Here is a 21,733-nt window from a genome sequence, read left to right as displayed (position 1 = left end):
CGCACGGAGAGAATCAGGAGAACTCCCACCCGTAAAAGGAAAAAGTATTACGAAACTTTCTTACAATACACCAAACCTTGTAGGAGCGGCGGTGCGGCGATCCTACAGAGTCCCCTGGAGTTTTTCAGACCCGGAATGCACTGATCAACTGTTTCAACTCCACGACCTGGGCCGACAACGCCCGGCTGGCATCTTCGGTCTGATGTGCACCTTCAGCGGTACGCTCGCCGGCGCGATTGATCTCGACGATGTTCTGGTCGATGTCGTGGGCTACGGCGGTTTGTTGCTCCACGGCGGCGGCAATCTGCTGGTTCTGGTCGACGATCATGCCGACCGCGCCCAGGATGTTTTCCAGCGCCCGCTGGACCTTCTCCGACTGCCCCACCGTGCCGTTGGCCATTTCATGGCTGGTGCCCATGGCCTTGACCGCCGCGCCGACACCGCCATGAAGCCTGGCGATCATCTGCTCGATTTCTTCGGTCGATTGCTGGGTTCGTTTGGCCAGGGTCCGGACTTCGTCGGCTACCACGGCGAAACCACGGCCCTGCTCACCGGCCCGTGCGGCCTCGATGGCGGCATTGAGCGCCAGCAGATTGGTCTGCTCGGCGATGCTCTTGATCACTTCGAGCACGCGGCTGATGGACTGACTGTCGTTGGCCAGTTGATTGATCACCAGCACCGATTGATCGATCTCGCTGGCCAGCGCGGCAATGCTGCCTTGCTGCGACTCCACCAGACCACGACCACTGATGGTCTCATCGTTGACACTGTGGGCACTGCTCACCGCCGCGGCGGCACTGCGCGCAACCTCCTGGGAGGTGGCCGACATCTGGTTCATGGCCGTGGCCACTTGTTCAATCTGCATGCGCTGCCCGGCGACGGCCTGGTTGCTTTGCGCGGAAACGTTTTCCACTTGCCCGGCCTGACGCTCGACTTCGCTGACGGTCTGCCCCACCCGCTCGATCAGGTCATGGATTTTCTTCACGGTGCCGTTGAACACCTCGCCCAGCTCCCCCAGTTCATCGCGGCTGTGGGCGCTGAATGTCACGGTCATGTCGCCGGCCGCCACCTTGTCCATCACCGCCCCCAGGCGCTTGAGCGTGGTGCGGGTCGAGACATAGAAAGCGCCGTAGAGATAAAAGATCAGCACAAATACGACTGACAGCGCCACGGCCTGCAAGACCATGTGCGTGCGGTTCTGGTCCAGGCGTTGCTGTAACTGCGGGCCCATATACTTCAGGGTCGCCTCGTTGAGTTGGTAAGTCTGGTCCATCAGGGTGCTGACCTGATCGTAAAAGCCCTGCCACGGCGCGTCGAGGGTGTCGGCCATGATCACTTGCTCTTCGAACAGCTCGCTGGCTTTCTTCATGGATGCCCGGCTGCTATCGGCCTGAGCCGCCAAGGTATCGCGTGCGGCATTGCTGGAACCCAGGGCATCCTGCAGTTTCAGGCCATACTCGGCCTGGAGCTTTTCAATCTGCGCCAGCAATTCATCGAAACGGGTACTCGAAGCCGAGTTGATGAAACCCTGCCCCAACGAATAGGAACCCATTGCCCGACCTTCGCCCAGGAGCTGGGTGACCCGTGGCGTGACAAGTGTGATGAGCTCGCTCAACTGACGCATGTCGCTCTGGTTGTCGCGACTGAGGCCGGCCTGACCGGTGATGAGCTGGCTGAAAATCTGCGCGCTGCCGACCAGTTTGCCGATCAGGGCACTTTTGCTTTGCAGGGAGTTTTCCGTTTGCTGGGCCTTGAACGCGGCGATCATTTCATCGCGTTTGCCATCAAACACCGCGACCTGCTCCGGGTCGCTGGTCATCGCCGTCAGCCCTTGCAGGCGAGTCAGAATATTCTGCTCAAGGGCGCTGATTTTCGATTCGACATTGCCAGCCTTGCCGGACTGGCCGAGGCTGACATTGATCTGCACCAGGTTGTTCAGGGTTTCCAGATCGCGCCGCAGCGTCAGGCTGCTGCCCAACAGGTCGAGACTTTGCAGTTCGATGCGCGTGCCCTGGAACTCGCGGTAGGAGTCACGTACCAGATAGAAGTTGGTCACCAGCATCGGCACCAGGAACAGTACGCTGATCAGGCTGAACTTCATGCCGAAGCTCAGGCGGTTCATCAGTGCGACAGCGGGATAGAGCAAGCTCTTCACTGGATGTCTCCCTTCGATTTCTTATTTTTTTTATTGGCGGGCGCAGACAGACGGCAGATAGCCACTATTCGGCGCTATCTCTGTATAACTGAAATCGGCAGGGGGGTTTGTAACTTAAGGTTAACGACAGGGCGAAGCACTTCGGACAAGTGATCGCCCTGTGGCTCAGTGCAGGACTAAGGCAGGACCGTCCACAGCGCAAACCCGGCATACCAGAGCACTGCGGCACGCAGCAGCAGTTCCCAGATGCGGTCCAGGTTGTTGATACCTTCTGCGCCAGCCACCGGCGCCGGAATTTCACCGGCCACCAGCCCGACTTTCACGATCAATTGCGCGGCGCTGATGTTCCAGTTCAGCAGCTCATGCAGCATGACCCGGCTGACCGCGACAAAATTGCCGACCAACGCCAGGCTCGCCGCCAGCAGACGCACCGGCACCCAGTCGAAGGCGTGACGCAGTTGCCCGGCGCGTTCGACCACCGCCGGGTTTTTCCCGTGTTCTTCGGCCAGCGCCAGCAACCGATAGCTCAGCGCCGCGACCGGCCCCAGCAGGAAGTACCAGAAAATCACCGCGAAAAAACTATGGTAGGCCTCCCACAGCAAATGCCCTTCGACCTGTTCCAGCAGTTGCTCGCCATTGTCGGCGCCAATGTCCAGATCGCGCTTGGCGACATGGGCCGCTGCTTGCAGGTCCTCCCGACGCCAGGCATCGCGGAACGGCCCGAGATCGCCCAGCAGATCACCGCGCCCCAGGCTGTAAATCACCACCAGCAAATGAACCGGCAACGCCAGCAATCCGTAGGCCACCGGCTCGATGACGACCAGCAGCAAACCCAGTAACGCCACCGGCAACAAGACCAGTACCGACAACACCAGCCAGGGCCGGCCCGAAAGTCGCGGGCTGGCCTCAAGCTTGTTCAGCTCCTGTGTCCAGCCACTGTCACGCTGAACCCGATGACGCAAGGCCGAGAACTTCTCGATCCACACCGCCAACAGCAACACCAGAAAACTCATCGTCCTTCCTCTTGTGCCAGGGCGGCACGATAGCGTGCCCAGTCGAACGCCGGCCCTGGATCGGTTTTGCGCCCCGGTGCAATGTCGCTGTGCCCGCAGATGCGCTCTGTAGTGATTGCCGTGAACGCCTGCTGCAACTGGCGGGTCAGGGCTGTCAACGCGCTGTATTGCGCGTCGGTGAACGGTAGATCATCCGTGCCTTCCAGTTCGATGCCCACGGAAAAATCGTTACAGGTGTCCCGTCCCTCGAAGCTCGAAACACCCGCATGCCACGCACGCTCGAGGCATGAAACGAACTGGGTGACGGTACCGTCACGCTCGATCAGAAAGTGCGCGGACACCCGCAAATCCGCGATCCCTTCAAAATAGGGATGTTCGGTGACATCCAGACGATTCTGGAAAAACTCCTGCACCTTGCCGGTGGCGAACTGCGCCGGTGGCAGGCTGATGTTGTGGATCACCAGCAGGGAAATTTCGCCTGTGGGGCGCGCATTGAAGTTGGGTGAGGGGCAGACATGCACACCTTGAAACCAACCGCTCGCGGGGTCCAACTGCATACCGATTCCTTCGACGTCGACTGTGTTGGCACAGTATGCCGTGATAATCCCCCGGGGCGCGATCACTTGCCGCGATTGAGGCGCTGGAGGTTGCCGATCTCAAACCGGCGTTTGTTCGCAATCGTCGGCCAACGCCAACAACGGCAGGGATTCGACCAAATGCAGGCGCCAGCACCAATGTAACGCGCTGATGCCTTGGGTTGGTCGCTGCCATGGCCCTATAATCGAGCCACTTTGTTTGTGGAGTCCGTTATGCCGAATCTACGTCTCGCCGATCTGACCGCCGAAATCGAAGCCAACGTGCGCCGTGCGTTGCGTGAAGACATCGGCAGCGGCGACATCACCGCGCAGTTGATCCCGGCCGAACGCCTGGCCAAAGCCACCATCATTACCCGCGACGCGGCCGTCATCAGCGGCACAGCCTGGGTAGATGCCGTGTTTCGGCAACTGGACCCACGGGTGGCGGTGCACTGGCAAGTTGCCGACGGTGAACGGGTGAAGCCCAATCAGGTGCTGTTCCACCTCGAAGGCCCTGCGCGCTCGCTGCTGACCGGCGAACGCAGCGCCCTGAACTTCCTGCAATTGCTCTCCGGCGTGGCGACCCGCGCGCAATACCTGGCGGACTTCGTGGCCGAAACCCAGGTCAAACTGCTCGACACCCGCAAAACACTGCCGGGGCTGCGCCTGGCGCAAAAGTACGCCGTGACCTGCGGCGGTTGCCATAACCACCGCATCGGCCTTTATGACGCCTTCCTGATCAAGGAAAACCACATCGCCGCCAGCGGCGGCATCGCGCAGGCCATCGCCGCCGCGCACAAGATCGCCCCGGGAAAACCGGTCGAGATTGAAGTGGAAAGCCTGGGTGAACTGAAAGAAGCGCTGGCGGCCGGTGCCGACATCATCATGCTCGACGAACTGAGCCTGGACGACATGCGCGAAGCCGTGCGCCTGAATGCCGGCAAGGCCAAACTGGAGGCCAGCGGCGGGATCAACGAAAGCACGTTGCTGCCGATTGCACAGACCGGGGTGGATTACATTTCGATCGGTGCGATGACCAAGGATGTGAAGGCGGTCGATCTGTCGATGCGACTGAGTCTCTGATCACACGTATGTGAGTTGCCGAAACTGTAGGAGCGAGCTTGCTCGCGATGGTCGTTAACGATAACGCTTGTTTACTGGTTAAACATGGCGCTCTCGGGACCATCGCGAGCAAGCTCGCTCCTACATGATTGTCAGACCACCAGATTGTTCATCTCGCAGTACTCTTCCCACTCGACGCCTAGCACCTCGGCCGCTTCTTTATGCAGCTTCAGGCGTTCTGTCTCGTACTCTTCCGGTGTCGAGGTGTATTTGAGGCTCAACTCCCACGGCTGCAGGCCCTGGGCTTCGGCTTCGTCCTCGAACGCCCACTGAATCTGGTCCTTCTGATCATCGGCACTCAGGTCCTTGATCTCGTCCATTAGTTCGTGGTTATCAAGCACGTACTTCTTCAGCGCTTCTTCGTGTCTGGCTTCTTGGGTCAATTCTTTTATTGTCATGGCGTTCTCGTTGATCTGGGGAATGGAAGATGGATCTGGATCATCAAGGATCTCTCTGACGCAAAAAACCGTATGAAGCGCGGTTTGTCTGGCCTTCAGAACCATTCGGGATCATCTGAAAACAAGTCTTGCTGGTGCCCGAGACAGGAATCGAACCTGCGACCTTCGCGTTACGAGTGCGCTGCTCTACCGGCTGAGCTACACGGGCGGTGGGCTAAACCTAGCACTGACCACAGAGCCAGGCAACTGACTGCACCACAAAAGCAAAAGATCGCAGCCTGCGGCAGCTCCTACATAACGTCCGCGCGTAGGAGCTGCCGCAGGCGGCGATCTTTTGATCTTTTTTGCACATAGCAAAACGCCCCGAACCAGTCGGGGCGTTTTGTTGTTCAGCGATCAGACGCGGGAAGGTTTAAACGCCCGAAGCCTTGGCTGCTGCCACGTCTTTGATGGACAGCTTGATACGGCCGCGGTTGTCCACGTCCAGTACCAGCACTTCCACTTCCTGGCCTTCTTTCAGGATGTCGGTCACTTTCTCGACGCGAGCATCGCTCAGCATGGAGATGTGAACCAGACCGTCCTTGCCAGGCAGGATGTTGACGAATGCGCCGAAGTCGACGATGCGCTCAACCTTGCCGACGTAGATCTTGCCGATTTCGGCTTCAGCGGTGATGCCCAGAACGCGCTGACGAGCAGCTTCTGCCGCTTCCTTGGTTTCGCCGAAGATCTTGATCGAACCGTCGTCTTCGATGTCGATCGAAGCCTTGGTCTCTTCACAGATCGCACGAATGGTCGCGCCGCCTTTACCGATGACATCACGGATTTTGTCGGTGTCGATTTTCATCGCGATCATGGTCGGAGCGTTGGCCGACAGTTCGGTACGCGACTGGCCAATGATCTGGTTCATCTGGCCGAGGATGTTCAGGCGCGCTTCCAGGGCTTGGCCCAGAGCGATTTCCATGATCTCTTCGGTGATGCCCTTGATCTTGATGTCCATCTGCAGCGCGGTGACGCCTTTGGCGGTACCGGCTACCTTGAAGTCCATGTCGCCCAGGTGGTCTTCGTCACCCAGGATGTCGGTCAGGACGGCGAATTTCTCACCTTCTTTAACCAGACCCATGGCGATACCGGCAACCGGCGCCTTCATCGGCACACCAGCGTCCATCAGGGCCAGGGAAGCGCCGCAAACGGAAGCCATCGAGCTCGAACCGTTGGATTCGGTGATTTCCGAAACCACGCGGATGGTGTACGGGAACACGTCAGCGGCAGGCAGCATGGCCGAAACCGAACGACGGGCCAGACGGCCGTGACCGATTTCGCGACGACCAGCGCCACCCATGCGACCACACTCGCCTACCGAGAACGGAGGGAAGTTGTAGTGCAGCATGAACGGGTCTTTCTTCTCGCCTTCCAGGGTGTCCAGCAGCTGTGCATCACGGGCAGTACCCAGAGTCGCGACTACCAGAGCCTGGGTTTCGCCACGGGTGAACAGAGCCGAACCGTGAGTCTTCGGCAGAACACCGACTTCGATGTTCAGCGGACGTACAGTCTTGGTGTCGCGGCCGTCGATACGTGGCTTGCCGTTAACGATGTTTTCGCGAACGGTGCGGTATTCGATTTCGCCGAAAGCGGCTTTGACTTCGCTGGCAGAAGGCTGGCCTTCTTCACCGGACAGCTTGGCAACGACCTGGTCCTTCAACTCACCCAGGCGAGCGTAACGGTCGGCCTTGACGGTGATGGTGTAGGCCTGGGAGATCGCTTCGCCGAACTCGGCACGGATAGCGCCCAGCAGTTCGGTGGCTTCTGGCGCAGGAGCCCAGGTCCAGGTTGGCTTGGCAGCTTCGGCAGCCAGTTCTTTAACAGCGTTGATCACAACCTGGAACTCGTCGTGAGCAAACAGTACCGCGCCCAGCATCTGGTCTTCGGTCAGCTCTTTGGCTTCCGATTCAACCATCAGCACAGCGTCCGAAGTACCGGCAACGACCATGTCCAGGCTCGAAGCTGCCTGTTGCTCGTAAGTCGGGTTCAGCAGGTAGCCGGTGCTTTCGTGGAAGGCAACACGGGCAGCGCCGATCGGGCCATCGAAAGGAATGCCGGAGATCGCCAGTGCAGCCGAGGTACCGATCATCGCAGCGATGTCCGGATCGGTCTTCTTGCTGGTGGAAACGACGGTGCAGACAACCTGCACTTCGTTCATGAAGCCTTCCGGGAACAGCGGACGGATCGGACGGTCGATCAGTCGGGAAGTCAGGGTTTCTTTCTCGGAAGGACGGCCTTCGCGCTTGAAGAAACCGCCAGGGATCTTACCGGCAGCGTAAGTCTTTTCCTGGTAGTGAACAGACAGAGGGAAGAAGCCCTTGCCTGGATCGGCTTGCTTGGCACCGACTACGGTCACCAATACGCTGACGTCGTCGTCAACGGTGACCAATACTGCGCCGGAGGCCTGACGGGCGATACGGCCAGTCTCGAGGGTAACGGTCGACTGACCGAACTGGAATTTTTTGATTACCGGGTTCACGGTGTCCTACCTTCTTTGTGGCTCTTGGGGAACTGGTTTCTTGCGAAATTCTTGGGCAACGCCGGGAATCGGCCCGACCGGTTGTCCGGGGTGTACTCACACAGGTAAAGCGGTAAAGCAGACATCCAGATAAAACTTGAGGCTGGAAGCCTGCCATGCGCTGGCGGGAAACCCGCTGACGCACGACAGACAACCAACCTCTAGCGCAATCGCTTATTAGCGACGCAGACCCAGGCGACCGATCAGAGTCTGATAGCGACCCAGATCCTTGCCTTTCAGGTAGTCCAGCAGCTTACGACGCTGGTTAACCATGCGGATCAGACCACGACGGGAGTGGTGGTCTTTACCGTTGGCCTTGAAGTGACCTTGCAGCTTGTTGATGTTGGCGGTCAGCAGTGCAACTTGCACTTCTGGCGAACCAGTGTCACCAACAGCTTGCTGGTAGTCAGCTACGATTTGAGCTTTTTCTTGAACGTCGAGAGCCATGAGGCAATCCTTTTATCAGGAAACTGTTTGTCGAAAAACAGTTTCAACAGGCCAGGGACAAATCCCTGTATCTAAAAATGAGTAGTGACCGTGCCTGTTGACAGCCACCCTCGCCAGCCTGCTGTTACGCAGACTGGTTTCGGTCACTCTGACCGAATCAAACGACGCGGCGCGATGCGCCCGTCTTCGCTCACTTCACCGATACCGATGAAGCGACCATTGTGATCCTGTACCCGCACCATGCCGAACTTCGGAGCATCCGGGGCACGTACCGGCTGGCCGTTGAGCCAGTAGAACGCACTCGCTTCCGAGAACTGCAACAGTGGCCAATCCAGCAGGCCGCTGTCCGATGGCATCAGGAAGCGATCGACCGCTTCGTTGCCGCCTTCGGCATGTACTGCTTCCAGCTCTTCCAGGGTAACCGTCTGCGCCAGGGTGAATGGCCCGGCCTGGGTACGTCGCAGTTCCGCAACGTAAGCGCCACAACCGAGTTGCTCACCGATATCCTCCACCAGGGTGCGGATATAGGTGCCTTTAGTGCAATCCACCGCCAGCCGCGCAGTATCACCTTCGAAGGCCAGCAATTCCAAGCGCGTAATAGTAACAGAACGCGGTTCGCGCTCCACTACTTCGCCTGCACGCGCCAGCTTGTACAGCGGCTGGCCATCGCGCTTGAGTGCCGAGTACATCGGCGGTATCTGACTGATTTGCCCACGAAATTTTGGCAGTACAGCCTCGATGTCGGTGCGACCAACGGTCACCGGACGCTCCTGCAAAACCTCACCTTCGGCATCCGCCGTGGTGGTGGTCTTGCCCAGTTGCGCCAGGGTTTCGTAACCCTTGTCGGAATCGAGCAGGTATTGCGAGAACTTGGTCGCCTCACCAAAACACAGCGGCAACACGCCGGTGGCCAGGGGATCGAGACTGCCGGTGTGTCCGGCCTTCTCGGCATTGAGCAACCAGCGAACCTTCTGCAGGGCCGCGTTGGAGGTGAACCCCAGCGGCTTGTCGAGCAGGATGATGCCGCTGACGTTACGACGGATACGTTTGACCTGAGCCACCGATTACTCCTTGGTGTCTTCGGCTTCTGCCGCAACCGGATGCTGATTGTCTTCAGCCACTGCGCGCTCGATCAGGGCCGACAGATGCGCACCGCGTACGACGCTTTCGTCGTAGTGGAAGTGCAGCTGTGGAACGCTGCGCAGCTTCATCTCGCGAGCCAACTGCATGCGCAGGAAACCGGCGGCGGAGTTGAGCACCTTGATGCTTTGGGCAATTTCTTCAGCGCTGTCCTGGCCCATCACGGTGATGAAAATCTTGGCGTGACCGACGTCACGGCTGACTTCCACAGCGGTAATGGTGACCAGGCCGACGCGCGGGTCTTTGACTTCACGACGGATCAGTTGTGCCAGCTCGCGCTGCATCTGATCGCCGATGCGTTGGGTACGGCTATATTCTTTTGCCATGTCTTGTTACCTGTTACTGCCCCACGGTGAAACCCGTGAGGTCTGAAAGCGGCAAACGCCCGGCCTGACAAAAGCCAGACCGGGCGTTGCGTTTAGAGTCCTGTTGACGAGTTGCGCACTTGCATGCGGCTAGCCGTCACGGCTCCTGAAGTGCGCGAATTAGAGGCTGCGAGCAACCTGCACCTTCTCGAAGACTTCGATCTTGTCACCGACCTTGACGTCGTTGTAGCTCTTCACGCCGATACCGCATTCCATGCCGGCACGCACTTCGGAAGCGTCATCCTTGAAGCGGCGCAGGGATTCCAGCTCGCCTTCGAAGATAACGATGTCTTCACGCAGTACGCGGATTGGACGGTTACGGTGCACAACACCTTCGATCACCATGCAACCGGCGATCGCGCCAAACTTCGGCGAACGGAACACGTCACGCACTTCGGCGATACCCAGGATGTTCTCGCGAACATCGCTGCCGAGCATACCGGTCAGGGCTTTCTTGACGTCTTCGATGATGTCGTAGATCACGTTGTAGTAACGCATATCCAGACCTTCCTGCTCGACGATCTTGCGCGCGCCGGCATCGGCACGCACGTTGAAGCCGAACAGTACAGCGTTGGAGGCCAGCGCCAGGTTGGCGTCGGATTCGGTGATACCACCGACACCGCCACCGACCACACGCACTTGCACTTCGTCGTTACCCAGGCCGTTCAAGGCACCGTTCAACGCTTCCAGCGATCCACGGACGTCGGATTTGAGGACGATGTTGAGCGTCTTCTTCTCTTCCTGGCCCATGTTTTCGAAGATGTTTTCCAGCTTGCCGGCGTGAGCACGAGCCAGTTTGACTTCGCGGAACTTGCCTTGACGGAACAGAGCCACTTCACGGGCTTTCTTCTCGTCGGCAACCACGCTCATCTCGTCGCCAGCATCCGGGGTACCGTCCAGGCCGAGGATCTCGACAGGGATGGCCGGACCGGCTTCCTTGATTGACTTGCCGTTCTCGTCGAGCATGGCACGAACGCGGCCATAGTTCGAACCGACCAGGACCATGTCGCCCTGACGCAGGGTACCGTCTTGAACCAGAACGGTAGCCACCGGACCACGGCCCTTGTCGAGACGGGATTCAACCACGACGCCACGGCCAGGAGCCGATGGAGTTGCAGTCAGTTCCAGAACTTCGGCTTGCAGCAGTACCGCTTCGAGCAATTCGTCGACGCCAGTACCCATCTTCGCCGAAACCGGTACGAACGGCGTGTCACCGCCCCACTCTTCCGACGTCACGCCGTGAACCGACAGTTCGCTACGGATGCGATCGAGATCGGCGCCCGGCTTGTCGATTTTGTTCACTGCTACTACCAACGGTACGCCAGCTGCCTTGGCATGCTGAACGGCTTCGATGGTTTGTGGCATCACGCCGTCGTCCGCTGCAACCACCAGGATCACGATGTCGGTCGCCTTGGCACCACGGGCACGCATTGCGGTAAACGCGGCGTGACCAGGGGTGTCGAGGAACGTCACCATGCCACGGTCGGTTTCAACGTGGTACGCGCCGATGTGCTGGGTGATACCACCGGCTTCGCCAGCAGCAACCTTGGCACGACGGATGTAGTCGAGCAGGGAAGTCTTACCGTGGTCAACGTGGCCCATGACGGTCACGACTGGTGCACGGGAAACTGCCTCGCCTTCAAACTTCAGGGACTCGGCCAGGGAATCTTCCAGGGCGGTGTCGCTGACCAGGGTCACTTTGTGGCCCAGCTCTTCAGCAACCAGTTGGGCAGTTTCCTGATCCAGTACCTGGTTGATGGTCGCTGGAGTACCCAGTTTGAACATGAACTTGATGATTTCAGCAGCCTTGACCGACATCTGCTGGGCGAGATCGCCAACAGTGATGGTCTCGCCGATCTTCACTTCGCGCACGACAGGGCCGGTCGGGCTCTGGAAACCGTGGGCGTTGCGCTTCTTCAGCTTGGCCTTGCCGCGACCACCACGACGGAAGCCATCGCTTTCTTCGTCGGTAGTACGTGGGGCAACGCGTGGAGCCGGCGCCTTTTCCTTGACCGAAGCACGATGCGGAGCGTTTTTGCGCTCGCCGTCGCCGCTACCGCGACGACTGTTGTCATCGGCACGTGGCTTGTCCGGACGGCGCTGTTCGTCACGCTTGCGGGTATCGACCGCAGGAGCTGGAGCGGCTGCCACAACCGGTGCGCTTTCGCGAACTGGCTCGGCCACCACAGCAGTCGCTGCAACAGGTACGGCTTGAGCGGTCGGCGCAGCAGCAGGCTGGCGACGCGCTTCTTCTTCGGCGCGACGCTTGGCTTCTTCTTCAGCCTTCTGACGAGCAGCATTTTCTACTGCGCGACGTTCATCCAGTTCACGCTTGCGCTCGGCTTCGATTTCTTCCGGGCTGCGCTGTACGAAGACTTTCTTCTTGCGTACTTCAACGCTGATGCTCTTGCTGCCAGCAACCCGCAGGGTGCTGGTGGTTTTACGCTGCAGCGTAATCTTGCGTGGTTCTTCCACTTTCGCCTTGTGGCTGCTTTTCAAGTGAGTCAGCAACGATTGCTTCTCACTGTCAGTCACACTTTCTTCGGCGGCGGTGTGCGGCAGACCTGCCTCACGCATCTGCTGCAACAGGCGCTCTACCGGTGTTTTGACCTCATCGGCCAGTTGTTTCACCGTGACTTGCGTCATGCACTTCTCTCCTCAGGCCGCGCCTAATTACTCGAACCAGTGGGCTCGGGCGGCCATGATCAACTTGCCGGCACGATCATCGTCAATGCCGTCGATGTCGAGCAGGTCGTCAATAGACTGCTCGGCCAGGTCTTCGCGGGTAATTACGCCGCGCACCGCCAGTTCCATCGCCAAATCCTTGTCCATACCCTCAAGCGAGAGCAGGTCTTCGGCCGGATGGGCGTCTGCCAGCTTTTCCTCAGTAGCGATGGCTTTAGTCAACAAGCGATCCTTGGCCCGAGCGCGAAGCTCGTTGACGGTGTCTTCGTCAAAGCCGTCGATGTTGAGCATTTCTTCCAACGGTACGTAGGCAATCTCTTCCAGGCTGGTAAAGCCTTCGTCCACCAGCACCTGTGCCAGATCTTCGTCGACTTCCAGCTCGTCGATGAAGTTGCGCAGGATGTCGCCGGTTTCCGCTTGCTGTTTAGCCTGGATGTCCGATTCGGTCATCACGTTCAGGGTCCAGCCAGTCAACTGGCTGGCCAGACGCACGTTCTGACCACCGCGACCGATGGCCTGAGCCAGATTGTCTGCGCCAACGGCGATGTCCATTGCGTGGGCATCTTCGTCAACGATAATTGCCGCAACCTCGGCCGGGGACATGGCGTTGATCACGAACTGAGCCGGGTTGTCGTCCCACAGAACGATGTCAACACGCTCACCGCCCAACTCACCCGACACTGCCTGGACGCGCGAACCGCGCATACCGATGCAAGCGCCTTGCGGGTCGATGCGTTTGTCCTTGGAGCGAACGGCGATCTTGGCACGCGAACCCGGATCACGGGACGCAGCCATCACTTCGATCAGGCCTTCGGCAATTTCCGGCACTTCGATGCGGAACAACTCGATCAGCATTTCCGGCGCGGTGCGCGACAGGATCAACTGCGGGCCGCGGTTCTCGGTGCGGATTTCCTTGAGCAGCGCACGCAGACGCACGCCAACCCGGAAAGTTTCGCGAGAAATGATGTCTTCACGGGCCAGCAACGCTTCAGCGTTGTTGCCCAGATCAACGATCACGTTGTCGCGGGTGACTTTTTTCACGGTGCCGGAGATGATTTCACCCAGGCGCTCGCGGTAAGCGTCAACAACCTGAGCGCGCTCGGCTTCGCGAACTTTCTGCACAATGACTTGCTTGGCAGTCTGTGCAGCGATGCGGCCGAACTCGATGGACTCGATTTTCTCTTCTACGACATCACCGACCTTGGCGCCAGGATGCGTTTCGGCAACCTTGCTCGGCCAGGTTTCGATGGCCGGATCGTCCAGGTCTGCTTCTTCGACGACCGTCCAGCGACGGAATGTCTCGTATGCACCCGTGTGGCGATTGATTTCCACACGCAGATCAACTTCGTCTTCGAAACGCTTTTTTGTAGCAGTGGCCAGAGCCAGCTCCAGCGCTTCAAAAATCACGTTTGCCGGTACGCCCTTTTCATTGGATACCGACTCAACAACCAGCAGTACTTCTTTGCTCATCGTACGCCTCGCCTTTCGCAAGCCATTGGATCCGCGGGATCCGCAGTATCTGGCACGCCTCAGTCAAAACTGGGAATAATGTTGGCCTTGTCGATCATATCGATCGGCAACAGGAACTCATGGTCTTCTACCTGCACCACGACATCCTGCTCTTCTACGCCGCGCAGAAGGCCCTGAAAGTTGCGTCGTCCTTCAAAAGGCGAGCGCAGCTTGATCTTCACTTGTTCACCGGCAAATTTTGCAAACTGCTCAAGAGTGAACAGCGGGCGTTCCATGCCAGGCGAGGAAACTTCAAGGGTGTATTCAACGGCGATTGGATCTTCAACATCCAGCACACCGCTGATCTGACGGCTGACGATGGCGCAATCGTCCACCAGCACGCCGCCTTCTTTATCGATATAAACGCGCAACATCGAGTGACGACCCTGAGCCGAAAACTCGATACCCCAGCATTCATAGCCTAGGGCCACGACCACCGGGGCCAGCAAGGCCTGCAACTCTTCTAGCTTGCTCGACACCTGAACCCCCTAGTGCATGTATGTGCATGCTATGCAAAATAAAAAAATGGGCGAAACGCCCATCCTTGAAACGCCGTCGAACAGCGGCGTTGAAAGTGTCCAGCTAACAAAAAGCCCCTTAAAAGGGGCTCCTTAAACTGGTTGCGGGGGCCGGATTTGAACCGACGACCTTCGGGTTATGAGCCCGACGAGCTACCAGACTGCTCCACCCCGCGACAAAGCTGGGGCGGAAGTATACGACCGATCCCCTACAGGGTCAATGTAACCTTCCACCTGCAAGAAAGCCCGCAACAGCGGGCTCTCCTGACTAATTGGTACCGAGAAGGGGACTCGAACCCCTACACCCTATGGGCACAACCACCTCAAGGTTGCGTGTCTACCAATTCCACCACCTCGGCAATACTACGTTTGAAACCCTTCTTACTTCTGCTCTTGAGCTGGAGGTACGTCAGTCGCTGGAGTAGCCGACTTTTGCTCTTGAAGCACCGGGACATCATCAGAAGCCGGTTGTTGCTTTGGAACTTCCAGTACCGCTGGATTTGGGAGACCTACTTGAGTCAGCTGGTGAGCCTTCTCTTTAGCAAAGTAACCTAACCCCAAGCTGGTTATGAAAAAACCTGCGGCAAGTATAGCAGTAAACTTACTAAGAAAGGTAGAGGAACCTTGGCTTCCGAACACAGTATTTGAAGCACCTGCTCCGAAAGACGCGCCAGCATCCGCACCTTTACCCTGCTGCAGCAAAACCAGAGCTACTACGCCCAATGCACCCAGCAGATGAAAAACGACTACGACTGTTTCCAGCATTTTTTCAGTTTCCCGCGGCGCGACAGATCGCACCGAACTCATCTGCATTCAGGGAAGCCCCACCAATCAGGCCCCCATCGATATCCGGCATGCCGAACAGTTCGACCGCATTGGCCGCCTTCACGCTGCCGCCGTATAGAAGCCGCACACTTTGCGCGACTTCAGAATTCTTTTCCGCCAACCTGGCGCGAATGGCTGCATGCACATCCTGCGCCTGTTGCGGCGAAGCAGTCAGCCCGGTGCCAATGGCCCAGACCGGCTCGTAAGCGATCACTGCCTTTGCAAACACACCGACACCCAGCTCGTCGATGATGCTGTCCAGCTGCGCCGAAACAACCTCGATCGTTTTCCCGGCTTCGCGCTGCTCAAGGGTTTCCCCTATGCACAACACCGGGATCAAGCCGGATGCCTGTGCCGCTGCGAACTTGCGGATCAGCACTGCGTCCTGCTCGCCCATTATCTGGCGGCGTTCGGAGTGCCCGACAAGCACCAGGGAACAACCTGCATCCACCAACTGACTCGGTGCAACCTCACCGGTCAACGCACCTTGTCCGGATTCCACCGCAGAGTCCTGCGCGCCGACCGAAATCGACTTTCCCTGCAAGCCATCAATCACTTGATTGATATGCAGGCAGGACGGGAATACCGCTACATCAACACCGCTCGGCAAGGCCAAGTCACGAAGGCCGTTGATCAGCTCAGCGACGCTGGCGCGGGTACCGTGCATCTTCCAGTTACCAGCTACCATAGGGCGACGCATGCTGTACCTCGTCGGTCAAAGTGGGCGCAGATGTTACCCAACACAATCATGGCTGGCAAGCCGAAATCAGGCAGAAACTTCAGTTACCAGTTTCGCCAGCTCTTCGGCATAGCCACGAACCTGCGTTTCGTCTTCGCCTTCGACCATCACACGCACCAGTGGTTCGGTTCCGGACTTGCGCAACAACACACGCCCCCGACCTGCCATGGCCTTGGTCACACGCTCGCTGGCTTCCTTGACCGACGGATGATCGAGAGGGTTTGCGCCGCCACCGAAGCGAACGTTGATCAGCACCTGAGGGCATTTGCGCAGCGCCTGACGCGCTTCAGCCAAACCTTGCGCACGGGCTTTCAACGCCTTCAGCACCTGCAACGCGGCGATAATCGCATCACCCGTGGTGGTGTAATTGAAGCAAACGATATGACCCGAATTTTCGCCACCGACCAGCCAGTTGCGCTCCAGCAGATCAGCAATCACATAACGATCACCAACATTGGCGCGGACAAATGGAATCGCCAGGTCGGCCAAGGCCAACTCCAATCCCAGGTTGCTCATCAGCGTACCGACTACACCACCTTGCAGCTTGTCTCGCTCATGCAGGTCGCGAGCAATGATGAACAGCAACTCATCGCCATCGACGATGGCCCCTGTGTGATCCACCATCAATACCCGGTCACCATCACCATCGAAGGCGATACCCAGATCGGCGTGTTCAGCCAGCACAGCGGCCTGCAGTTGCCCCATATGGGTCGAGCCGCAGTTGTCATTGATATTCAAACCATTGGGCTGCGCGGACAAGACCACGACCTCGGCACCCAACTCACGAAACACACTCGGAGCCACTTTATAGGTCGCACCATGGGCGCAGTCGATCACAATCTTGAGGCCGGTAAAGCTGGTACCGGTCGGCACACTGCTCTTGCAGAACTCGATATAGCGACCCGACGCGTCATTGATTCGCGACACCTTGCCGATCTTGCTCGACTCAACCACAGTCATTGGCGTATCGAGCAGCTCTTCGATCATGTGCTCGACTTCATCCGGAAGCTTGGTGCCATTGCCGGAGAAGAACTTGATGCCATTGTCATCATGCGGATTGTGCGACGCACTGATCACGATGCCAGCTTCGGCATGAAAGGTACGCGTCAGGTAGGCAATGGCCGGGGTCGGCATAGGCCCCAGAAGCATCACATCGGCACCTGCCGACGTCAGCCCTGCTTCAAGCGCAGACTCGAACATGTAGCCGGAGATCCGGGTGTCCTTGCCTACCAATACCTTGCAGGCACCCATCTTGCGGAACGCCATACCTGCAGCCCAGCCGAGCTTGAGCATGAAATCAGGAGTGATCGGGTATTCACCGACACGCCCACGAATACCATCGGTGCCAAAATATTTTTTGCTCATAAGTGCTCCATCATTCTTATTCGGCTGATTCCACTGCGGCAATCATCCGCACCACATCCATTGTTTCGGCTACATCATGGACGCGCAATATACGCGCACCTTTCGTTGATGCCAGCGCCGCAAGCGCCAAACCACCATACAGTCGGTCCCCCACCGGACGATTCAACGCCTGACCAATCATGCTCTTTCGCGAAACCCCGACCAACAGGGGCCGCCCCAAGGCATGCAGGGCTTGCATATGTTTGAACAAGCTCAGGTTGTGCTGCAAGGTTTTGGCGAAGCCAAAGCCCGGATCAAGAATGATCCGTTCGGCTGGAATACCCGCCAATGAACACTGATGCATGCGTTCGGCGAGAAACTCACCGACTTCCCTTGTAATGTCCTGGTACTGCGGATTGTCCTGCATATCGCCCGGCTCTCCCAGCATATGCATCAGGCAAACCGGTAGCCCGGTGGCCGCTGCAGCATCCAGGGCACCATCGCGACGCAACGAACGCACGTCATTGATCAACCCGGCACCCAGGCGCGCAGCCTCACGCATGACCGCTGGCGTGGAGGTGTCGACCGAGATGATGACGTCCAGCTCGCGACTGATGCGCTCGACAATGGGCGCTACACGTTCCAGCTCCTCCAGTGGCGACACCGCCCTGGCACCAGGACGGGTGGATTCGCCGCCGACATCGATCAGCGTCGCGCCGGCCGCCACCATGGCTTCGGCGTGGCGCATTGCCGCGTCGAGCTGGCTGTATTGGCCACCATCGGAGAAGGAATCAGGAGTGACATTGAGAATACCCATGACATGCGTCTGGGCCAAATCAAGAACCCGGTTGCCGCAAGGCAACCGGGTCGAGGACTGAACAGAAGTCATTTCAAACCTTATACGTCAGCAGCAGGACCGCCGATCGGTGTTTCCGGACGCTCATCCTGCACCACCGGAGGGGTGCCGGAAGTACCCGTGCCACCCGACCAGTCGCGCGGCTCGCGAGGTGTACGACCCGCCATGATGTCGTCGATCTGCTCGGCATCGATCGTTTCGTACTTCATCAAGGCATCGGCCATCGCATCGAGCTTGTCGCGGTTGTCCGTGAGGATCTGCTTCGCCGTGCCGTAGCACTGATCGATGATGCTGCGTACTTCGGAGTCGATCAGCTTGGCTGTATCACCAGAGAAGCTTGCATTCTGACCGCCACCGCCGCGACCAAGGAACACTTCACCCTCTTCTTCGGCATACATCAATGGGCCGAGTTTCTCCGAGAGCCCCCATTTGGTCACCATGTTCCGCGCAATCTGGCTGGCGCGCATGATGTCGTTGGAAGCACCGGTGGTCACGCCATCGAAGCCCAGGGTCATTTCTTCAGCGATACGACCGCCGTACAGCGAGCAGATCTGGCTGATCAACGCACGCTTGGACAGGCTGTAACGATCTTCTTCCGGCAGGAACATGGTCACACCCAGCGCACGACCGCGCGGAATGATAGACACCTTGTACACCGGATCATGCTCAGGCACGACACGCCCCACAATGGCGTGGCCGGCTTCGTGATAAGCCGTATTCTGTTTTTCCTTCTCGGACATGACCATGGATTTGCGCTCGGCGCCCATCATGATCTTGTCTTTGGCCAGCTCGAATTCTTTCATTTCGACGATGCGCTTGCCGGCGCGGGCAGCGAACAACGATGCCTCGTTCACCAGGTTCGCCAGGTCAGCACCGGAGAAGCCTGGAGTACCACGAGCGATCACAGCCGGGGCAACGTCGTCGCCCATCGGCACTTTGCGCATGTGCACCTTGAGAATCTGTTCGCGACCACGGATATCCGGCAGACCGACCACAACCTGACGGTCGAAACGGCCCGGACGCAGCAACGCAGGGTCCAGTACATCAGGACGGTTGGTTGCGGCGATCACGATGATGCCGTCATTCATTTCAAAGCCATCCATCTCCACCAGCAATTGGTTGAGAGTCTGCTCGCGCTCGTCGTGACCACCACCCATGCCAGCACCACGATGGCGACCGACCGCATCGATTTCGTCGATGAAGATGATGCATGGAGCATGCTTCTTGGCCTGTTCGAACATGTCTCGAACACGGCTGGCACCGACACCGACGAACATTTCGACGAAGTCGGAGCCGGAAATGGTGAAGAACGGTACTTTGGCTTCGCCGGCGATGGCCTTGGCCAGCAGGGTCTTACCGGTACCCGGAGGACCGACCATCAGCACGCCGCGAGGAATGCGGCCACCCAGGCGCTGGAACTTGCCCGGATCGCGCAGGAACTCGACCAGCTCACCGACTTCTTCCTTGGCTTCGTCGCAACCGGCAACGTCAGCCAGGGTAGTTTTCACCTGATCCTCGGAGAGCAGGCGCGCCTTGCTTTTACCGAAGCTCATCGGCCCGCCCTTGCCACCGGCACCGCCCTGCATCTGCCGCATGAAGAACATGAACACGGCGATGATCACGAGGATCGGGAAGCTGGCAACCAGAAGCTGAGTCCAGATGCTTTGCTGTTCAGGCTGCTTGCCTTCGACCACGACGTGGTTATCCACCAGGTCGCCGATCAGGCCGTTGTCCTGGATCGCCGGGCGAATGGTCTTGAAGCTGTCGCCATCGTTGCGCTTGCCGGTAATCACGTAGCCATCAACCGCCACGCGTTCGACCTTGCCATCCTTGACCTGCTGGATGAAGTCGGAATAGTTGAGGGTCTGCGGCTCGTTAGGGCTGGAGAAGTTGTTCATCACCGTCACCAGGACAGCCGCAATGATCAACCACAGGATCAGATTCTTTGCCATATCGTTCAATTAACTACCCTCTGAAGCAAGCTCCGCTACTGGCGCGCGCTTCGCATGATATTCACCGGCCTAACTTACTACATTACCTACGACTTGGCAGGCGCCGTCTGTAACCCTTTGTGAAACACTTCCTACACAATATTCGCTAATTCTGACAAGGCGTAATACAAAAATCCTATCGCCCCGATCGAAAATTCACTCAACCCTCACTGCGTCCGCGGAAACCGCGGCCCAGCAGGTACTGCTCGCGAGAACGGTCGCGCGACGAGTTCGGCTTGCGCATCTGCACCTTCTCGAACTGCTGGCGAACGCTCTTGTGGAACTCGTCGAAGCCTTCGCCCTGGAAGATCTTGATCAAAAAATCACCACCGGGTTTGAGCACCCGCGTCGAAAGATCCAGTGCCAACTCGCACAGGAACATCGCTCGCGGCATGTCCACGGCTGGTAATCCACTCATATTGGGGGCCATGTCGGAAATCACAAGGTCTACTTCCTTATTTCCGACGGCATCGAGGATCTGAGCCAGTACGGCATCCTCGGTAAAGTCGCCCTGAATGAAGGTCACGTCCGGAATGCTGTCCATTTCCAGAATGTCAGAAGCGATCAGTGTGCCCTGCCCACCAATCAGACGACTGGTCACCTGGGACCACCCACCGGGGGCCGCACCAAGGTCGATTACGCTCATGCCCGGACGGATCAGACGATCCTTTTCTTGGATCTCCAGCAGTTTGTAGCTGGCGCGGGAACGGTACCCGTCTTTTTGTGCCATTTTGACGAATGGGTCGTTGAAATGCTCTTGCAGCCATTTAAGACTTGTCTTGGAACGGGCCACGGGCCACCTCGAAAATAAAACGGGTCGTGATTAACTGGGCGGTCCCGGACTCGCTCGGGTAAACTGGCCGCCGCTTTTTACAAGATCAGACGCAGGGGTCAGATTATGCCGCTCACTCAAGAGCAGAAGAAACAGTACAAATCCATTGGCCACCATCTGAAACCGGTTTTGATTGTGGCAGACAATGGTTTGACTGAAGGTGTGTTAGCCGAACTCGAACGCGCTTTGGCGGATCACGAGCTGATCAAGATCAAGCTCAACATCCTCGATCGCGAATCGCGCCTGGCGTCCATTGCAGAGCTCTGCAAGGTCGGCAAAGCGGATCTGGTTCAGGTCATCGGCAAGATGGCACTGATCTACCGCAAGAACTTCAGCGTCAACAAGCAGCTGTCGAACGTCCATCGCTTCAAGTGATGGCAAGGGTCAAGGGTGTGCTTCGCGCACCCTGCCGCTCCACCCGCGAAAATCCCGCCATAGACTGACAAGGCCCTCGGCCTTAATCAGCACCAAAGCCTGAAAAATCATGCACGCTGCGGCAAGTCCCGCCATCGGCGCCTTCAGCATGACTGCAATTTCGTCGATCAGCAGCGGTGCCAGGCCAATTCGACCCGGCACCGGCAACAGACCCATTTGCAACAACCACAGGCCGCCGACCTACAATATCCGGGTCAGCTGCCAAGGCATGGCGCCCGTACGAAACG

General features: G+C 58.2%; 19 protein-coding genes, 3 tRNA genes and 1 pseudogene. 2 read left to right on the top strand and 21 right to left on the bottom strand.

All coding sequences use genetic code 11. From position 1 onward, the window contains the following. Positions 1-124: 124 nt before the first annotated feature. From C8K63_RS31270 to ampD, 3 genes are all read right to left on the bottom strand, one after another. Positions 125-829, bottom strand: a complete 705-nt coding sequence (locus C8K63_RS31270; RefSeq protein WP_371920781.1) for a methyl-accepting chemotaxis protein — start codon at positions 827-829, stop codon at positions 125-127. A gap of 1,502 nt (positions 830-2,331) precedes the next feature. Then, positions 2,332-3,168, bottom strand: a complete 837-nt coding sequence (gene ampE / locus C8K63_RS19255) for a regulatory signaling modulator protein AmpE (RefSeq protein ID WP_108218147.1) — start codon at positions 3,166-3,168, stop codon at positions 2,332-2,334. Beyond that, positions 3,165-3,725 carry a 1,6-anhydro-N-acetylmuramyl-L-alanine amidase AmpD gene (gene ampD, locus C8K63_RS19250; protein ID WP_108218146.1) on the bottom strand — a complete coding sequence of 187 codons (561 nt, stop codon included), beginning with the start codon at positions 3,723-3,725 and terminating at the stop codon, positions 3,165-3,167. Before ampD ends, ampE begins: the two co-directional genes overlap by 4 nt. A 252-nt stretch (positions 3,726-3,977) precedes the next feature. Here ampD and nadC point away from each other — a divergent pair, with 252 nt between their 5' ends. Then, on the top strand, positions 3,978-4,826 hold the full coding sequence (nadC, locus tag C8K63_RS19245; RefSeq protein WP_108218145.1) for a carboxylating nicotinate-nucleotide diphosphorylase: 849 nt from the start codon (positions 3,978-3,980) through the stop codon (positions 4,824-4,826). A gap of 131 nt (positions 4,827-4,957) precedes the next feature. Here the strand turns inward: nadC and C8K63_RS19240 are convergent, their stop codons facing one another. The 17 genes from C8K63_RS19240 to rlmE form a co-directional block, all read right to left on the bottom strand. Next, on the bottom strand, positions 4,958-5,263 hold the full coding sequence (locus C8K63_RS19240; protein WP_108218329.1) for a DUF6388 family protein: 306 nt from the start codon (positions 5,261-5,263) through the stop codon (positions 4,958-4,960). A 132-nt stretch (positions 5,264-5,395) separates the two neighbouring features. Then, positions 5,396-5,471: transfer RNA gene (locus tag C8K63_RS19235), tRNA-Thr, on the bottom strand. A gap of 204 nt (positions 5,472-5,675) precedes the next feature. Continuing rightward, positions 5,676-7,781 carry a polyribonucleotide nucleotidyltransferase gene (pnp, locus tag C8K63_RS19230; protein WP_108218144.1) on the bottom strand — a complete coding sequence of 702 codons (2,106 nt, stop codon included), beginning with the start codon at positions 7,779-7,781 and terminating at the stop codon, positions 5,676-5,678. A gap of 216 nt (positions 7,782-7,997) precedes the next feature. Next, a complete protein-coding gene (rpsO, locus tag C8K63_RS19225; RefSeq protein WP_015093441.1) occupies positions 7,998-8,267 on the bottom strand; it encodes a 30S ribosomal protein S15 in 270 nt (89 codons plus the stop codon). Between the two features lie 143 nt (positions 8,268-8,410). Next, complete coding sequence (gene truB, locus C8K63_RS19220; protein WP_108218143.1) at positions 8,411-9,328, bottom strand: tRNA pseudouridine(55) synthase TruB; 918 nt, start codon at positions 9,326-9,328, stop codon at positions 8,411-8,413. Positions 9,329-9,331: 3 nt separating this feature from the next. After that, positions 9,332-9,733 (bottom strand): 30S ribosome-binding factor RbfA, encoded by a 402-nt coding sequence (rbfA, locus tag C8K63_RS19215; RefSeq protein ID WP_007973108.1) that lies wholly within the window; start codon positions 9,731-9,733, stop codon positions 9,332-9,334. A 159-nt stretch (positions 9,734-9,892) separates the two neighbouring features. Beyond that, complete coding sequence (gene infB / locus C8K63_RS19210; protein WP_108218142.1) at positions 9,893-12,418, bottom strand: translation initiation factor IF-2; 2,526 nt, start codon at positions 12,416-12,418, stop codon at positions 9,893-9,895. 27 nt (positions 12,419-12,445) lie between these two features. Further along, positions 12,446-13,927: a transcription termination factor NusA gene (nusA, locus tag C8K63_RS19205; RefSeq protein WP_008057419.1), complete on the bottom strand. Its 1,482-nt coding sequence runs from the start codon at positions 13,925-13,927 to the stop codon at positions 12,446-12,448. Positions 13,928-13,986: 59 nt separating this feature from the next. Further along, a complete protein-coding gene (rimP, locus tag C8K63_RS19200; RefSeq protein ID WP_007993601.1) occupies positions 13,987-14,445 on the bottom strand; it encodes a ribosome maturation factor RimP in 459 nt (152 codons plus the stop codon). Positions 14,446-14,583: 138 nt separating this feature from the next. Continuing rightward, positions 14,584-14,660 (bottom strand) — tRNA-Met (locus tag C8K63_RS19195). 97 nt (positions 14,661-14,757) lie between these two features. Then, a tRNA-Leu gene (locus tag C8K63_RS19190) sits at positions 14,758-14,843 on the bottom strand. Positions 14,844-14,865: 22 nt separating this feature from the next. Continuing rightward, complete coding sequence (gene secG / locus C8K63_RS19185; protein ID WP_017336473.1) at positions 14,866-15,249, bottom strand: preprotein translocase subunit SecG; 384 nt, start codon at positions 15,247-15,249, stop codon at positions 14,866-14,868. Positions 15,250-15,253: 4 nt separating this feature from the next. Then, a complete protein-coding gene (tpiA, locus tag C8K63_RS19180; RefSeq protein WP_108218141.1) occupies positions 15,254-16,009 on the bottom strand; it encodes a triose-phosphate isomerase in 756 nt (251 codons plus the stop codon). A 66-nt stretch (positions 16,010-16,075) separates the two neighbouring features. Next, positions 16,076-17,413, bottom strand: coding sequence for a phosphoglucosamine mutase (gene glmM / locus C8K63_RS19175; RefSeq protein ID WP_108218140.1), 1,338 nt, complete (start codon positions 17,411-17,413; stop codon positions 16,076-16,078). Between the two features lie 16 nt (positions 17,414-17,429). Then, the gene (folP, locus tag C8K63_RS19170; protein WP_108218139.1) at positions 17,430-18,281 is read right to left on the bottom strand and encodes a dihydropteroate synthase; all 852 of its coding nucleotides are present in this window, start codon (positions 18,279-18,281) and stop codon (positions 17,430-17,432) included. 8 nt (positions 18,282-18,289) lie between these two features. Next, on the bottom strand, positions 18,290-20,200 hold the full coding sequence (gene ftsH, locus C8K63_RS19165; RefSeq protein ID WP_108218138.1) for an ATP-dependent zinc metalloprotease FtsH: 1,911 nt from the start codon (positions 20,198-20,200) through the stop codon (positions 18,290-18,292). A gap of 199 nt (positions 20,201-20,399) precedes the next feature. Then, entirely contained in the window at positions 20,400-21,032 is a 633-nt protein-coding gene (rlmE, locus tag C8K63_RS19160; RefSeq protein ID WP_108218137.1) for a 23S rRNA (uridine(2552)-2'-O)-methyltransferase RlmE, read from the bottom strand. A gap of 105 nt (positions 21,033-21,137) precedes the next feature. On the opposite strand from rlmE, the gene C8K63_RS19155 reads away from it, so the two are divergent. Further along, positions 21,138-21,446 carry a YhbY family RNA-binding protein gene (locus C8K63_RS19155; RefSeq protein ID WP_007942889.1) on the top strand — a complete coding sequence of 103 codons (309 nt, stop codon included), beginning with the start codon at positions 21,138-21,140 and terminating at the stop codon, positions 21,444-21,446. Between the two features lie 42 nt (positions 21,447-21,488). On the opposite strand, the pseudogene C8K63_RS19150 reads toward C8K63_RS19155, so the two are convergent. Beyond that, positions 21,489-21,716: pseudogene (locus C8K63_RS19150) on the bottom strand (MFS transporter); the annotation flags it as partial. Positions 21,717-21,733: the final 17 nt, after the last annotated feature.

This window comes from Pseudomonas sp. GV085 (assembly GCF_003050925.1).
Lineage (GTDB): Bacteria > Pseudomonadota > Gammaproteobacteria > Pseudomonadales > Pseudomonadaceae > Aquipseudomonas.
The sequence above is the reverse complement of the archived record's forward strand: the minus strand, read 5'-3'. Positions and strand labels throughout refer to the sequence as shown.